The 14,543-nt window shown below is 69.3% G+C and carries 13 protein-coding genes; 3 read left to right on the forward strand and 10 right to left on the reverse strand.

What is annotated here, in order from left to right:
- The 6 genes from ruvX to BJ963_RS06160 form a co-directional block, all read right to left on the reverse strand.
- Window positions 1-468 (reverse strand): Holliday junction resolvase RuvX, encoded by a 468-nt coding sequence (ruvX, locus tag BJ963_RS06135; RefSeq protein WP_172824182.1) that lies wholly within the window; start codon window positions 466-468, stop codon window positions 1-3.
- Window positions 469-474: 6 nt separating this feature from the next.
- Complete coding sequence (gene alaS / locus BJ963_RS06140; protein WP_179455316.1) at window positions 475-3,129, reverse strand: alanine--tRNA ligase; 2,655 nt, start codon at window positions 3,127-3,129, stop codon at window positions 475-477.
- 45 nt (window positions 3,130-3,174) lie between these two features.
- Entirely contained in the window at window positions 3,175-3,366 is a 192-nt protein-coding gene (locus BJ963_RS06145; protein WP_089910448.1) for a hypothetical protein, read from the reverse strand.
- A 56-nt stretch (window positions 3,367-3,422) separates the two neighbouring features.
- Window positions 3,423-3,806 carry a DUF948 domain-containing protein gene (locus BJ963_RS06150; protein WP_179455318.1) on the reverse strand — a complete coding sequence of 128 codons (384 nt, stop codon included), beginning with the start codon at window positions 3,804-3,806 and terminating at the stop codon, window positions 3,423-3,425.
- 150 nt (window positions 3,807-3,956) lie between these two features.
- Window positions 3,957-4,580 carry a 30S ribosomal protein S4 gene (gene rpsD / locus BJ963_RS06155; RefSeq protein WP_018191226.1) on the reverse strand — a complete coding sequence of 208 codons (624 nt, stop codon included), beginning with the start codon at window positions 4,578-4,580 and terminating at the stop codon, window positions 3,957-3,959.
- 190 nt (window positions 4,581-4,770) lie between these two features.
- Entirely contained in the window at window positions 4,771-6,111 is a 1,341-nt protein-coding gene (locus BJ963_RS06160; protein ID WP_179455320.1) for an AAA family ATPase, read from the reverse strand.
- A gap of 141 nt (window positions 6,112-6,252) precedes the next feature.
- On the opposite strand from BJ963_RS06160, the gene BJ963_RS06165 reads away from it, so the two are divergent.
- From BJ963_RS06165 to BJ963_RS06175, 3 genes are all read left to right on the forward strand, one after another.
- Window positions 6,253-7,026 (forward strand): peptidylprolyl isomerase, encoded by a 774-nt coding sequence (locus BJ963_RS06165; protein WP_179455322.1) that lies wholly within the window; start codon window positions 6,253-6,255, stop codon window positions 7,024-7,026.
- Between the two features lie 78 nt (window positions 7,027-7,104).
- A complete protein-coding gene (locus BJ963_RS06170; protein WP_179455324.1) occupies window positions 7,105-8,334 on the forward strand; it encodes a DUF349 domain-containing protein in 1,230 nt (409 codons plus the stop codon).
- Between the two features lie 127 nt (window positions 8,335-8,461).
- Window positions 8,462-9,079: a type IV toxin-antitoxin system AbiEi family antitoxin gene (locus BJ963_RS06175; protein ID WP_179455326.1), complete on the forward strand. Its 618-nt coding sequence runs from the start codon at window positions 8,462-8,464 to the stop codon at window positions 9,077-9,079.
- On the opposite strand, the gene BJ963_RS06180 is transcribed toward BJ963_RS06175, so the two are convergent.
- From BJ963_RS06180 to secD, 4 genes are all read right to left on the reverse strand, one after another.
- Window positions 9,058-11,307, reverse strand: coding sequence for a RelA/SpoT family protein (locus BJ963_RS06180; RefSeq protein ID WP_089910429.1), 2,250 nt, complete (start codon window positions 11,305-11,307; stop codon window positions 9,058-9,060). The genes BJ963_RS06175 and BJ963_RS06180 overlap by 22 nt on opposite strands.
- 69 nt (window positions 11,308-11,376) lie before the next feature.
- On the reverse strand, window positions 11,377-11,745 hold the full coding sequence (locus BJ963_RS06185) for a rhodanese-like domain-containing protein (protein ID WP_179455328.1): 369 nt from the start codon (window positions 11,743-11,745) through the stop codon (window positions 11,377-11,379).
- Window positions 11,746-11,754: 9 nt separating this feature from the next.
- On the reverse strand, window positions 11,755-12,774 hold the full coding sequence (gene secF, locus BJ963_RS06190; RefSeq protein ID WP_089910424.1) for a protein translocase subunit SecF: 1,020 nt from the start codon (window positions 12,772-12,774) through the stop codon (window positions 11,755-11,757).
- Window positions 12,774-14,504, reverse strand: coding sequence for a protein translocase subunit SecD (secD, locus tag BJ963_RS06195; protein ID WP_179455330.1), 1,731 nt, complete (start codon window positions 14,502-14,504; stop codon window positions 12,774-12,776). Before secD ends, secF begins: the two co-directional genes overlap by 1 nt.
- Window positions 14,505-14,543: the final 39 nt, after the last annotated feature.

Raw genomic sequence — 14,543 nt, forward strand, 5'->3', positions numbered from 1 at the left:
CTAGTGTCCAATGCTCGATTCGACGGGGTCACCCGGCGGACGGCCGGTGGCCCGCTCCGCGTCGAGGGCGTGCTGCAAAATTATCGTGGCAGCGACCTGATCCACCACCGGACGCGCCTTCTTCGCATTTCTGCCCGACGCCCGGAGCGCCGAGGCCGCCGACACGGTCGACAGGCGCTCGTCGACCAGCCGCACCGGGATCCCGACCTCCACTGCCAGGGCCTCGGCGAAACCGATCGCGTCCGCCGTGGATGCGGTATGCGCGCCCGAGAGCGCCAACGGCAGACCGACGATAACCTCGAAGGCTCCGAGTTCGCCGACGATCTCGGCGATCCGCCGCCGATCCGCAGCATCCTCTGAGCGAGGAACCGTCTCCACCGGGGTGGCCAGCATCCCGTGGAGGTCGGACCGGCTCACGCCGATCCTGACCTTGCCGACGTCGATGCCGATCCGCACCCCGCTGCGCACCCGGTGCTATCCGATCGCCGAGACGACGGCGCTCAGCGCCGCGGGGATCGCATCGGCGTCGGTCCCGCCGCCCTGCGCGAGGTCGGCCTTTCCGCCGCCGCCGCCACCGAGCACACCCGCCGCCGTCTTCGCGAGCGCTCCCGCGTTGACGCCGGCATCGCGCGCCGCCTGGTTGGTGCCGACGATCACGACCGGCTTGCCGCCGGCGCGGGCCGCGAGGGCGACCGCCGCCGCGTCGGAGCCGAGCCGATCGCGCACGGTGGTGACGAGCATCCGCAGGTCGTCCGGGCTGTTCAGGGAGCCGGCGTCCTCGGCCACGACCGTCACCGCTCCGCGACGCGTCGCCGACTCGAGCAGGGCCGGGACCTTGTCGAGCACCGCGCGGGCCTCGAACGCCTGGATGCGCTTCTCCGCCGCCTTCAGGCTCGCCATCAGGTCCGCGATCTTCTCGGGCAGCTGCTCGCGCGGCGTCTTGAGCGAGCTGGAGAGCTGCGACACGATCGTGCGCTCCACCGCGAGATCCTTGAACGCCTCCAGGCCGACCAGCGACTCGACGCGCCGGTTGGTGGAGCCGACCGACGACTCGCTGACCAGGTTGATCATCCCGATCTCGGAGCTCGTCGAGACATGGGTGCCCGCGCAGAGCTCGCGCGACCACGGGCCGCCGATGTCGACGACCCGCACCACGTCGCCGTACTTCTCGCCGAACAGCGCCATGGCGCCGAGAGCCTTCGCCTCGCTGAGCGGGAGCTCGCGAGTGGTGACCTCGAGGTTCTGCCGGATGGCGTTGTTCGAGATCTCCTCGATCTCGCTGCGCGTCTCGGCCGAGAGCGCCTGGTTCCAGGAGAAGTCGAGACGCAGGTAGCCGGCCTTGTTGTACGAGCCGGACTGGTGCGCGTTCGAGCCGAGCACCTGGCGGAGCGCGGCGTGGATGATGTGCGTGCCCGAGTGCGCCTGGCGCGCGCCGCGGCGGTAGTCCGCATCCACGATGCTCGTCGCGGGCGCGCCGGTGCCGACCTCGCCGCTGCGCACCAGCACCTTGTGGCTGATCAGGCCCTTCACGGGCTTCTGCACGTCGAGGACGTCGAGCTCGTACCCGGGGCCGACGATCGATCCGGCGTCCGCATCCTGTCCGCCCGACTCCGCGTAGAGCGCGGTCGCGCCGAGGATGACCTCGGCGACCTGACCCTCGCGGGCACGGTCGACCGCGTGGCCGTCGACGATGATGCCGAGGATGCTCGACTCCGTCTGGAGCTCGGTGTATCCGGTGAACACGGTCTCGCCGAGCGAGCGGAAGCTGCTGTACACCGACAGGTCGGCCAGCGCCGTCTTCTTCGCCTTCGCGTCCGCCTTCGCCCGGGAGCGCTGGTCGGCCATGAGCTTGTCGAACGCGCCCCGGTCGACGGTGAGACCCGCCTCCTCCGCCATCTCCAGCGTCAGGTCGATCGGGAAGCCGTAGGTGTCGTGCAGGAGGAACGCGGTGTCGCCCGCGAGCTGCTTCCGTCCCTCCTTCTGCGTCGTCGCGACCGCGGTGTCGAGGATGCTCGTGCCCGCCGTCAGGGTGCGGAGGAACGTCTCCTCCTCCGCGTAGGCGAGCTGCGAGATGCGGTCGAACTCGGTCGCGACCTCGGGGTAGGCCGCCTTCATCGCGTCGCGCGAGACGGGGAACAACTCCGGGAAGGTCGCCGTCTCGACGCCGAGCAGGCGCATGGCGCGCACGGTGCGGCGGAGCAGGCGGCGCAGCACGTAGCCGCGGCCCTCGTTCGACGGGGTCACCCCGTCGGCCATCAGCATCAGGGCGCTGCGGACGTGGTCGGCGACGACGCGCAGGCGCACGTCGTCCTCGTGCGCCTCGTTGCCGTACGGCTTCTCGGCGAGCTCGGCCGCGCGGTCGAGCACCGGGCGCACCTGGTCGATCTCGTACATGTTGTCGACGCCCTGCTTGAGGAACGCGACGCGCTCGAGGCCCATGCCGGTGTCGATGTTCTTCTTCGGCAGGTCGCCGAGGATCTCGAACTCCTTGCCGTCTCCCTCGCCGCGCAGGTACTGCATGAAGACGAGGTTCCAGATCTCGACGTAGCGGTCGTCGTCGGTCGCAGGGCCGCCGTCGGCGCCGTAGGCGGGGCCGCGGTCGAAGAAGATCTCCGAGCAGGGGCCCGCCGGGCCGGGCTGGCCGGTCGACCAGTAGTTGGTGTCCTTGCCGAGGCCCTGGATGCGGTCGGCCGGCAGGGTCGAGACGCGCTGCCAGATCTCGCGCGCCTCGTCGTCCTCTTCGTAGACCGTGACCCACAGGTCCTTCGGGTCGAAGCCGAGGCCGCCGTCGTCCTCCGACGTGGTCAGCAGCTCCCAGGCGAAGGTGATCGCCTGCTCCTTGAAGTAGTCGCCGAAGGAGAAGTTGCCGCACATCTGGAAGAACGTGCCGTGCCGCGGCGTCTTGCCGACCTCGTCGATGTCGAGGGTGCGGATGCACTTCTGCACACTGGTCGCCCGCGGGAAGGGCGCGGGCACCACACCGGTCAGGTAGGGGACGAAGGGCACCATCCCGGCCACCGTGAAGAGCAGCGACGGGTCGTCGCTGACCAGCGAGGCGGAGGGGACGACGGTGTGGCCGCGCTGCGCGAAGAAGTCGAGCCAGCGGCGGTGGATTTCAGCGGTCTGCATGGGGTCCGGTCGATCGAGGTCTGCGGGTGGTGAGGGGAAGGGGCGTCAGTCGCCCTGGATGGCCGAGCGGATCTCGGCCTCGCGCTGACGGTACCCGTCGGTGACGGCCTCCCCGAAGTCGCGCGCCTTCCGGTCGATGGTGCTGAAGAATTCGCGACCCTTGGGGGTCTCGTTGACCTTGTGGGCGACGGCGAAGCCGATGGCCACGCCGATGAGCAGCCACAGGAAACTCTTCATGCTGATCCTCCCTCTCTGGATGCCGCCGCGCGCGGCGCGGCAGACGAGAGTCCAGTCTAGTGCGAGCCGCCGCGTGCCTTCCGGGAGCCGAATCCGCCGGCGGCGCGGAAGGCCGCCCTGGCCGCAGCGCTGAAGCCGGCGAGCTTGATCAGCGGACCGCCGACCGTCGCGGCGAACAGCGCGACGAGTGCAGAGACGTTTCCGGTCACGTCGGCGACGTTCTTGGTGATCACGTCCACGCGCGCGAGCTGCTTGTTGGTCTCCTGCAGCGTCGTCGCGGTCTCGTCGAGGATCGGCGTGATGCCGTCGCTCGCCTCCTTGATCGCGTCGCGCGTCGAGTCGAGCACGCGCCCCAGCTTGATCAGCGGGATGGCGATGAAGCCGACGAGGATCGCGAACACGACCGCCGCGATCAACCCTGCGATGTCTCCTCCGGACACGTGGGCTCCTTCCATTCCGCCTCAGGCATACGGGTCAAGCGTAGTCGCACCCGGGCGCAGCGGGAACGGCGGGAACGGGAAAGACCGGGCGGAGACGACGAACGGGGCCGCGGCGAGAAGCCGCGACCCCGTCCGGAGTGATGCTGGTGCTCAGCGAGCCGCGTAGTACTCGACGACCAGCTGGACCTCGCAGGTCACGGGGACCTCGGCGCGCTTCGGGCGGCGCACGAGGCGCGCCTGCAGCTTGTCGATCTCGACATCCAGGTAGCCCGGGGTCTTCGGCAGGACGTCGAGGTGACCGCCGGCGGCCGCGACCTGGAAGGGCTCGGTGCCCTCGGAGCGGGCCTTGACGTGGATGAGCTGGCCCGGCTTCACGCGGAACGACGGGCGGTCGACGAGCTGGCCGTCGACGAGGATGTGACGGTGCACGACGAACTGGCGCGCCTGCGTGATGGTGCGGGCGAAGCCGGCGCGGAGCACGAGGGCGTCCAGGCGCATCTCGAGGAGCTCGACCAGGTTCTCACCGGTCAGGCCCTGCGTACGGCGGGCCTCCTCGAAGGCGATCCGGAGCTGCTTCTCGCGGATGCCGTACTGGGCGCGCAGACGCTGCTTCTCGCGCAGACGCACGGCGTAGTCCGAGTCGGCCTTGCGCTTGGTGCGGCCGTGCTCACCCGGAGCGTAGGGGCGCTTCTCCATGTAGCGCGCCGCCTTCGGGGTGAGCGGGATGCCCAGGGCCCGCGACTCGCGGGTCTTGCTGCGGGAACGTGAAGACACGGTTTCCTTTCGAAATTTTCTCTCTAGAAGTAGTGGATGCGGGCATACACGCTTGTATGGGCACTGCCGCCCGCAGAGAGAGGGATTGTCGCCAGGGAGGCCCGGCTACAGGGCCATTCCCGTCGAATCGTGAACGCGGCAGCCGCACCCCGGACACGCTTCTAGGCGCAGAAAGTCTAACAGATCGCGGTCAGCGCCCGCGCACGATGCGACGCAGCTTCGCCAGGCGTGCCGAGACGTCCCGTTCGTTGCCGTGCTCGGTGGGCGTGTAGTAGGTCGTTCCGGACAGTTCGTCGGGCAGATACTGCTGCTCCAGCACCCCGAGCGCATCGTCGTGCGGGTACTTGTAGCCCTTGCCGTGCCCGAGCCGTTTCGCGCCGGGATAGTGGGCGTCGCGCAGGTGCTTCGGGACGCGCCCGATCTTCCCGGCCCGGACGTCGGCGATCGCCGCGTCGAGCGCCATGTACGCGGCGTTCGACTTGGGGGCGGTGGCCAGGTGGACGACCGCCTGGGCGAGCGGGATGCGCCCCTCCGGCATCCCGATGTACTGAACGGCGTCGGCCGCCGCGATGGCGACGCCGAGGGCCCGCGGGTCGGCCATGCCGATGTCCTCCGACGCGAGCACGATGATCCGGCGGGCGATGAACCGCGGGTCCTCCCCCGCCTCGATCATCCGCGCGAGGTAGTGGAGCGACGCGTCGACGTCGGAGCCCCTCACCGACTTGATGAAGGCGCTGATGACGTCGTAGTGCTCGTCGCCGTTGCGGTCGTACCGCAGCAGCGCCCGGTCGACGGCCTGCGCGACGAGCTCTGCGGTGATCACCGGCTTCTTCTTCGAGGTCGCCGGCGTGGACGACGCGGCGGTGACCGACGCGGCCTCCAGAGCGGTCAGCGCCCGCCGCGCGTCCCCCGACGCCAGCCGGATGAGGGCGGCGCGCGCCTCCTGGTCGAGCGTGTACTGGCCGCCGAGACCGCGATCATCGGTCACGGCGCGGTCGATGACGACGCCGAGGTCGTCGTCGCTCAGGGTCTCGAGCGTGAGCAGGAGGCTGCGGGAGAGCAGCGGAGAGATCACGGAGAACGAGGGGTTCTCGGTCGTGGCGGCGACCAGGATGACCCAGCCGTTCTCGACGCCCGGGAGCAGCGCATCCTGCTGGGCCTTGGTGAAGCGGTGGATCTCGTCGAGGAAGAGGACGGTGGAGACGCCGTAGAGATCGCGCGTCGACAGCGCTTCGTCCATCACCAGGCGGACGTCCTTCACCCCGGCGGTCACGGCCGACAGTTCGACGAAGCGACGGCCGGACGAATGCGCGATCGCCTGCGCGAGCGTCGTCTTCCCCGTGCCGGGCGGGCCCCAGAGGATGACGGAGACCGATCCCGACTGCCCCTCTTTATCGGAGGCGAGGGCGACCAGCGGCGAACCCGGCTTGAGGAGGTGACGCTGACCGGCGACCTCGTCGAGCGACTTCGGGCGCATGCGCACCGCGAGAGGAGTCGCTCCGGTGCGGAGCCCAGGTTGCACGTCGACCACCTGTCCAGGGTAGTCGCGACCGCCGACAGTCCGCCTGGGAGCGGCGAGTTTGTCGTCCATAGGGGCGCCGGATAGGGTTCTGCATGATCCAGCGGGCGGAAGCCTCGCGGAGATCCCCCGTACCGACGCCGGAGGACACACGTGGCACCGAAGCAGAACGACCGCGAAGCGCGACAGGCCCGCGAGCGGCTGCGCGCCTACCAAGCGCGGCAGACCGTCCACGAGCACAAGGTGAAGCGCCGCAAGCGCGACAACTGGGTGGCCGGAATCGCGGCCGTCGTGATCGTCGCCCTCGCGGTCGGCACGCAGCTCCTCTACTTCTCCGCCGGACCCGGTGCTGCCAAGCCCTCGTCCTCCGCGTCGCCGTCGGCATCCCCGTCCGCGGGCGGCGTCCCGCCGAAGACCCTCGCCGAGGACCGCACCTGGACGGGCACCATGACGATCAACGGCGTCCCGCTGGGGGTCTCCCTCGACGGTGCCGCCGCGCCGCAGGCCGTCTCGTCGACGGTCTCGCTCGTCCAGAAGAAGTTCTACGACGGGCTGACCTGCCACCGACTGACCACCAGCGGCATCTTCGTCCTGCAGTGCGGCGACCCCCAGGGCAACGGGCAGGGCGGACCGGGCTACGAGTACGGGCCGATCGAGAACGCGCCTGCCGACGACGTCTACAAGGCGGGCACCATCGCGATGGCCCGTCAGGGCAACAACGCCGAGAGCCAGGGCAGCCAGTTCTTCATCGTCTACGAGGACACGAAGATCCCCTCGGACGACGCCGGCGGCTACACGGTGATCGGCTCGGTGACCAGCGGCCTGGACCAGCTCAAGGCGCAGGTGACCGACAAGGGCGTCGAGGGCGGGAAGACCGACGGGACGCCCGCGGTGAAGACCACCATCGACAGCTTCACCCTGCAGTGACCACGGCACGTGCAATAGGCTGATTCCCAAACGTTGGGCGGGCATCCCGCCCGATCGCGCAGCAGCAAGGTGAGGCTCTTGGCTACTTCTGAACAGCACCCCTGGGGACGTGTCGACGACACGGGAACCGTGTACGTCCGCGAGGGCGACGGCGAACGCGTCGTCGGCGAGTACCCCGACGGAACGGCGGAGGAGGCGCTCGCGTACTTCGAGCGCAAGTACACCGACCTCGCCGGACAGGTCGGCCTGCTGGAGCAGCGCGCACGGCGGGGAGCCCCCGCGAACGACATCGCCAAGTCCGTCGCCAACCTGCGCTCGGCCGTCGAAGGCGCGAACGCGGTCGGCGACCTCGCCTCCCTGCTGACGCGGCTGGATGCGCTGGGCGGCACGGTCGAGGAGCTCACCGAGCAGCAGAGCGCCGAGGCGAAGGCCGCACTCGACGCCGCCATCGCCGCGCGCACCGCGATCGTGGAGCAGGCGGAGGCCCTCGCGGCCCAGGACCCGGCCCGCACGCAGTGGAAGACGACGAGCGCCGAGCTCGACGCCCTCTTCGCGCAGTGGCAGGCGCACCAGCACGACGGTCCCCGCATCCCCAAGAACGAGGCCAACGAGCTGTGGAAGCGGTTCCGTGCCGCGCGCTCGACGATCGAGCACAACCGCAAGGCCTTCTTCGCGGAGCTCGACACGCAGCACCGCGACGTGCGCAACCGCAAGAACGCTCTGATCGAGGAGGCCGAGAAGCTCATCCCCCTCGGTGCGGACGGAGTGCCGGAGTACCGCCGGCTGCTCGACCAGTGGAAGGCCGCCGGGCGCGCAGGCAAGAAGAACGACGACGCCCTCTGGGCGCGGTTCAAGGCCGCCGGCGATGCGATCTACTCGGCGAAGGCCGAGGTGGATGCGCGCGACAGTGCCGAGTACGAGGCCAACCTGCAGCAGAAGCTGGCCCTCCTCGACGAGGCTGAGCCGCTGCTGAAGGCCACCGAGCGGGAGACCGCGCGCGCGCAGCTCCTGTCGATCCAGGAGCGCTGGGACCAGATCGGCCGAGTGCCCCGCGACCAGGTGCGTCCGATCGAGGACCGCCTCCGTCGCGTCGAAGCCGCGGTCCGCCGCCTCGACGAGGAGCACTGGGAGAAGAACAATCCCGAGAAGAAGGCGCGCTCGGAGGGGCTCGCCAGCCAGCTCAACGCGGCGATCGCGAAGCTCGAGCAGGAGCTCGCCGACGCGCAGGCGACGGGTGACAGCGCAAAGGTGAAGGCGGCGCAGGAGGCGCTCGACGCCCGCAAGATCTGGCTCGACGCGCTGGGCTGAGCCGGGGACGCGACGGCGCTGACCGCGTCGTCGCGCCGTCGTTCTCCACAGGGCGCCGGACGCGGACGTTCTCCACTGTTCCGATGTCTCCGACCCGCTCCGGGCCTCCCCGGACGAGGCTGGAGGCATGAACACGACGACCTCCGCTCCCCTGCTCGACGCCGACATCCTCCCGGTCGTCGAGCTGCTCGCCCTCTGTCTCGACGGTCATCTGTTCCGGGTCGGAGACGCATTCGCGCCGGCCGGGGCGGTCGACGGGCCCGCCCTGCGGTCGCAGGCCTTCGCACGCACCGCCCCGGGGTGGGCGGTGGCGGATCGCGGCTCGGCCGCGTGGATCCACGGCACGCGGTCGATGCCCCCTCCCGTCCCTCAGGTGTGCGTCCCTCCCCGTCGCCGAGGTGGGGCGCTCTCCCCCGCCGTCGACACCTCGCATCGGGTGATCGCCGACGACGAGACCGTCGTCTTCGATGGCGTGCGGGTCACGAGTCCGCTGCGGACGGCGATCGACCTGCTCTGCTCCGGCACCCCTTTCGGCGAGGGCGATGCCCTCGAGATCCGCCACCTGCTGCTGCTCGCCGGTGTCTCGCCTGCGCAACTGGACGACCGGCTGCGGACGAGTCGGCAGAAGGGGTGCGGTGTCGCGAGGCAACGGCTGCCTGCCGTCGCGCGGGCGCGGCTCCCTGGCGTGGCCGACGCGGAGTTCGGACGTCGGGACGCGGCGGGTCAGCCGCCGCTGACGCGGTAGACGTCGTAGACGGCGTCGATACGGCGCACCGCGTTGAGCACCCGGTCGAGGTGGGTGGTGTCCCCCATCTCGAAGACGAATCGGCTGAGGGCCAGTCGGTCGCTGGAGGTGGTGACCGTGGCGGAGAGGATGTTGACGTGATGCTCGGACAGCACGCGTGTGACGTCGCTGAGCAGGCCGGAGCGGTCGAGGGCCTCGACCTGGATCTGCACCAGGAAGACGCTCTTGGAGCTGGGAGCCCACTCGACCTCGATCATGCGATCGGGCTCTTGCAGCAGCGACTGCACGTTATGGCAGTTCGCCTGGTGCACCGAGACGCCCTGACCGCGGGTGATGAACCCGACGATCGGGTCGCCCGGCACCGGGGTGCAGCACTTGGCCAGCTTCACGAGGATGTCGGGAGCACCGCGAACCAGGACACCGGAGTCGCTGTTGCGCAGCTGACGGCGGCCCTTGACGGGGATCTCGAGTTCGCCGTCCGACTCGACCTCGGTCTGCAGCGACGCCACGATCTTCTCGATGACGGACTGGGTGGAGACGTGCCCTTCACCGACGGCCGCGTAGAGGGCCGAGACGTCCGGGTACTTGAGCGAGGACGCGACCTCCACCAGGGCGTCCTGCGTCATCAGCTTCTGCAGCGGCAGGTTCTGCTTGCGCATCGCCCGCGCGATCGCATCCTTGCCCTGCTCGATCGCCTCGTCGCGGCGCTCCTTGGTGAACCACTGGCGGATCTTGTTGCGCGCGCGGGGGCTCTTGACGAAGTTGAGCCAGTCCTGGCTGGGGCCGGAGTCCGGATTCTTCGAGGTGAAGATCTCGACGACGTCACCCGTGTTCAGGCTGCTCTCCAGCGGGACGAGGCGGCCGTTCACCTTGGCGCCCATCGTGCGGTGGCCGACCTCGGTGTGCACCGCGTACGCGAAGTCGACCGGCGTCGCACCGGCCGGGAGGCCGATCACCCGCCCCTTCGGGGTGAAGACGTAGACCTCCTTCGCGCCGATCTCGAAGCGGAGCGAGTCGAGGAACTCGCTCGGGTCTGCCGTCTCCGCCTGCCAGTCGGAGATATGGGCGAGCCACGCCAGGTCGGTGTCCACCTTCGCCGGTCCGCCCGAGCTCTTCCCGGTCGTCTGCTCCTTGTACTTCCAGTGCGCCGCGACACCGAACTCGGCCCGCTGGTGCATCTCCTCCGTGCGGATCTGGATCTCGACCGGGCGGCCCTGCGGGCCGATCACGGTCGTGTGCAGCGACTGGTAGAGGTTGAACTTCGGCGTCGCGATGTAGTCCTTGAAGCGGCCGGGCATCGGGGTCCAGCGCGCGTGGATCTGACCGAGCACGGCGTAACAGTCGCGCACCGTGTTGACGAGCACGCGGATGCCGACGAGGTCGTAGATGTCGTCGAACTCGCGGCCGCGCACGACCATCTTCTGGTAGATCGAGTAGTACTGCTTCGGACGCCCGACGACCTTGCCGCGGATCTTCGCCGACTTCAGGTCGTCGTTGATCGCGTCGATGACCTGCTGCACCAACCGCTCGCGCTCCGGCGTGCGCTGCTTCACGAGACTCTCGATCTCCGCATACAGCTTGGGGTAGAGCACCGCGAACGAGAGGTCCTCGAGCTCCCACTTGATCGCCTGGATGCCGAGGCGGTGCGCGAGCGGCGCGTAGATCTCCAGGGTCTCGGTCGCCTTGCGCGTCGCGGACGCGGCGGGCACGAACCCCCAGGTGCGCGCGTTGTGCAGGCGGTCGGCGAGCTTGATGATCAGCACGCGGATGTCCTTCGACATCGCCACGATCATCTTGCGGACCGTCTCGGCCTGCGCACTGTCGCCGTACTTGACCTTGTCGAGCTTCGTCACGCCGTCGACCAGCATCGCGATCTCGTCGCCGAACTGGTCGCGCAGCTCGTCGAGCGTGAACTCGGTGTCCTCGACCGTGTCGTGCAGGAGTGCGGCGGCGATCGTCTTGGCTCCGATGCCCAGGTCCGCGATGATCTGCGCGACGGCCACCGGATGCGTGATGTACGGCTCGCCCGACCGCCGCTTCTGCCCGCGGTGCGCCCGCTCGGCGACCGAGTAGGCGCGCTCGATGAGCGAGAGGTCGGCCTTCGGGTGGTGCATGCGCACCGTGCGCATCAGGGTCTCGACGGCGCCTCCGGACGGCTGCGCGCGAGAGAAGATGCGCGGCACCAGACGGCGCAGGGAAGCGCTCTGCGATGTCGTCGTGTCAACCATTCGCGCGCCTCCTGACGTCCATTATGACCGCTCCCGGACACTGTTCCGTCACGGTGGGGGCACTCGGGCCTAGGCGATCGCTCCTGGCGTACCGTCGTCGCGCAGAACGGGGCCGCCCTCGGCGTGCCAGGCGCTCATCCCGCCCGCGACATTGGCGGCCGGATAGTTCGCCTCGATGAGAGCGTCGGTGACCCGGCGCGACCGGGCCCCGCTGCGGCAGATGATCAGCAGCTGCTGGTCCTCCGGGAGCTCGTGCTGACGCTCCCCCAGCTCGCCGAGCGGGATGTGGTGCGCACCGGGCGCGTGACCGGCCTCCCACTCGAACGGCTCACGCACGTCGAGCAGCCACGCGTCCCCTGCGTCGGTCAGCTCTCGGGCGCGCGAGACCGAGATCTCGTCCTCGGGAAGGAAAGGGCTCTGCGGGGCGGCGTCGGTCATCCGGCCAGGCTACTCCGCGGCCGTCGCGACAGCGTCCGCCTTGACTTCGGCCTTCGGACGGATCGACAGCACCTTCTGGTCGTGCTTCCGGATCGCCGGCTCCTTCTCGCGGAACTGCGAGTACATCGGCGCCGCGAGGAAGATCGTCGAATAGGTACCGACGATGATGCCGATCAGCAGTGCGAGCGAGATGTCGCGGAGCGTCGCCGCACCGAGCGCATAGGCGCCGATGAAGAGGATGGACGCGACGGGGAGCACCGCGACCACGGCCGTGTTGATCGACCGGACCAGGGTCTGGTTGACGGCGAGGTTGACCGACTCGGCGAACGTCCGCCGGGTCAGCTCCATCTCCTCCTTCGTGTTCTCGCGGATCTTGTCGAACACCACGACGGTGTCGTACAGCGAGTACCCGAGGATGGTGAGGAAGCCGATCATGGTCGCCGGCGACACCTCGAAGCCGACCAGGGCGTACACGCCCGCCGTGATGATGAGGTCGTGGAACAGCGAGACGATCGCGGCCGCGGACATCTTCCAGGTGCGGAAGTAGAGCGCCATGGCGATGAACGCCAGCAGCAGGAACACCACGAGGCCCTGGATGGACTGCTGCGTGACGTCCGCGCCCCAGGACGGGCCGATGAACGTCGCAGACACCTCCGAGGCGTCTACATCGTAGGCCTTCGCCAGCGCGTCGGACACCTCGCGCGTCTGCGTCTCGGACAGCTGGTCGGTCTGCACGCGCACCGCGTTGTCGCCGACCACGCTCACGTGCGACACGGCGCTCGGCACGACGCTGGTGACGGCGCTCTGCGCCTTCGAGGTGTCGGTGCTCGACACGTCGCTCACCTGGAACTGCGAACCGCCGCGGAACTCGATCGAGAAGTTGAACCCGCCCCGGACGACCGGGACGAGGATCGACAGCACGACCATCACGGCCGCGATCGAGTACCAGATCTTGCGCCGGCCGACGAAGTCTATCGACCGTGCCCCCGTGTATAGGTCGTTACCGAATTTCACGAGACGGCTGGCCATCAGGAGTCCTTCCCCTCGGTCGATCGATCCGAGGACGTCGAGGCGCCGGCGAGCTCTGCCGCCTTGCGCTCGGCGATCGTCTGGCGGCGAGCCGCCTCCTTGCCCGCGCGTGCGGCCGTTCCCGCCTTCACCGACGCCGTCGGCGCGCGGAACTGCGCCGCCCCGCGGTATACGGCGCCGAGCGCCTGCGGGTCGAGGCCGGACAGCGGGTGACCGGAGCTGAAGAAGCGCGTCCGCGCGAGCAGCTGCAACGTCGGGTGGGTGAAGAGCAGCACGACGATGACGTCGATGATGGTCGTGAGTCCGAGTGTGAACGCGAACCCGCGCACGTTCGCCGCCGCGAGCACGTACAGCACGACGGCCGCGAGGAGGTTGGTGGCCTTCGACGCGTAGATCGTCCGGCGGGCACGTCCCCAGCCGGCCTCCACGGCGGATTCGAGACCCCTCCCGTCGCGCAACTCGTCTCGGATGCGTTCGAAGTACACGATGAACGAGTCGGCCGTGAAGCCGATCGCGACGATCAGACCGGCGACGCCCGCGAGGGAGAGCCGGTAGTCGTAGTGCCACGAGAGCAGCGAGATCGTCAGCCAGGTCAAGACGCCTGCGACGACGAGCGAGAAGATCGTGACGAGACCGAGCAGGCGGTACTGGAAGAACGTGTAGATGGCGACCAGGATGAGCCCGATCAGGCCCGCGATCAGACCGGCGAGCAGCTGGGCCGTGCCGAGCGTCGCCGAGATCGTGTCCTGGCTCTGCACCTTGAAGCTGAACGGCAGCGCGCCGAACTTCAGCTGATCGGCCAGGGCCTTCGCGGTCGTCTCGGTGAAGTTGCCGGTGATCTGCGGCTTGCCGTCCGTGATCGCGGCCTGCGTCGTCGGCGCGGAGATCACCTTGCCGTCGAGCACGATCGCGAACTGGTTCTGCGATCCCTGGAGGCCGACGAGGCGGGTCGTGACGTCGGCGAACGCCTTCGTGCCCGCGCCGTTGAAGACGATGTTGACGGCCCACTGGCCCGTCGTCACGCCCTGCGAGCTCTGCACGAGCCCGGCGTTGGCGTCGCTGATGTCCTGGCCCTTGACCTCGACGGGACCCAGCAGGTACTTGACCGTGTTCTGGTCGTCACAGGTGATCAGCGGCTGATCCGTCGGAGCGGAACTCGTCGTCTTGTTCGCGTTCGCCTTGCAGTCGTAGGCGTTGAACTCGGCCTGGAGCTTCGGCGTCACCCAGGCGAGGTCGCTGCCGTTGGTCGGCTTCGCCGACGGCGTGGCCTGCAGATCGGGCGCCGGCGACGGGGCCGGGGTCGACTTGCCGTCGGCGCCGACGACCTCGTTGGTCGGACCGCCCGCGATGAGCACCGGGCGGAAGTCGAGGCGTGCGCTCGACTTGACGCGGTCGAGCGTGGCCTGGTCCGGCTTGCCCGGCAGCGACACGACGATGTTCTTCGAGCCCTCTGTCGAGATCTGCGCCTCGGAGACGCCCGACGCGTCGATGCGCTGGCGGATGATCGACACCGCCTGGTCCAGCTGCTGCTGCTGCACGGACTGGCCGTTCTCGACCTGCGGGGCGAGGATGATCTGGGTTCCCCCCTCGAGGTCGAGGGCGAGCTTCGGCAGCCACGTCGCGTTGCTGAACAGGACGCCGGCCGTGAGGGTGCCGAGGAGCACCACCACGAGGACGCCGAGCCACGTCAGCGAACGCCAGGCTTTCTTGACCGGGGTCGACTTTGCCACCAGGAACTCAGCTTTCTACGAGCGCTCCGGCGCCGCATG

Origin of the sequence: Leifsonia soli (assembly GCF_013408745.1) — a bacterium.
GTDB classification, from domain to species: Bacteria; Actinomycetota; Actinomycetes; order Actinomycetales; family Microbacteriaceae; genus Leifsonia; species Leifsonia soli.

Excerpts from the sequence above, each read along its gene's own strand:
- BJ963_RS06175 (WP_179455326.1), top strand. The coding sequence starts at position 8,462 with ATGAACACGACGACCTCCGCTCCCCTGCTCGACGCCGACATCCTCCCG.
- secF (WP_089910424.1), bottom strand. The coding sequence starts at position 12,774 with ATGGCCAGCCGTCTCGTGAAATTCGGTAACGACCTATACACGGGGGCA.
- BJ963_RS06185 (WP_179455328.1), bottom strand. The coding sequence starts at position 11,745 with ATGACCGACGCCGCCCCGCAGAGCCCTTTCCTTCCCGAGGACGAGATC.
- BJ963_RS06145 (WP_089910448.1), bottom strand. The coding sequence starts at position 3,366 with ATGAAGAGTTTCCTGTGGCTGCTCATCGGCGTGGCCATCGGCTTCGCC.
- alaS (WP_179455316.1), bottom strand. The coding sequence starts at position 3,129 with ATGCAGACCGCTGAAATCCACCGCCGCTGGCTCGACTTCTTCGCGCAG.
- BJ963_RS06180 (WP_089910429.1), bottom strand. The coding sequence starts at position 11,307 with ATGGTTGACACGACGACATCGCAGAGCGCTTCCCTGCGCCGTCTGGTG.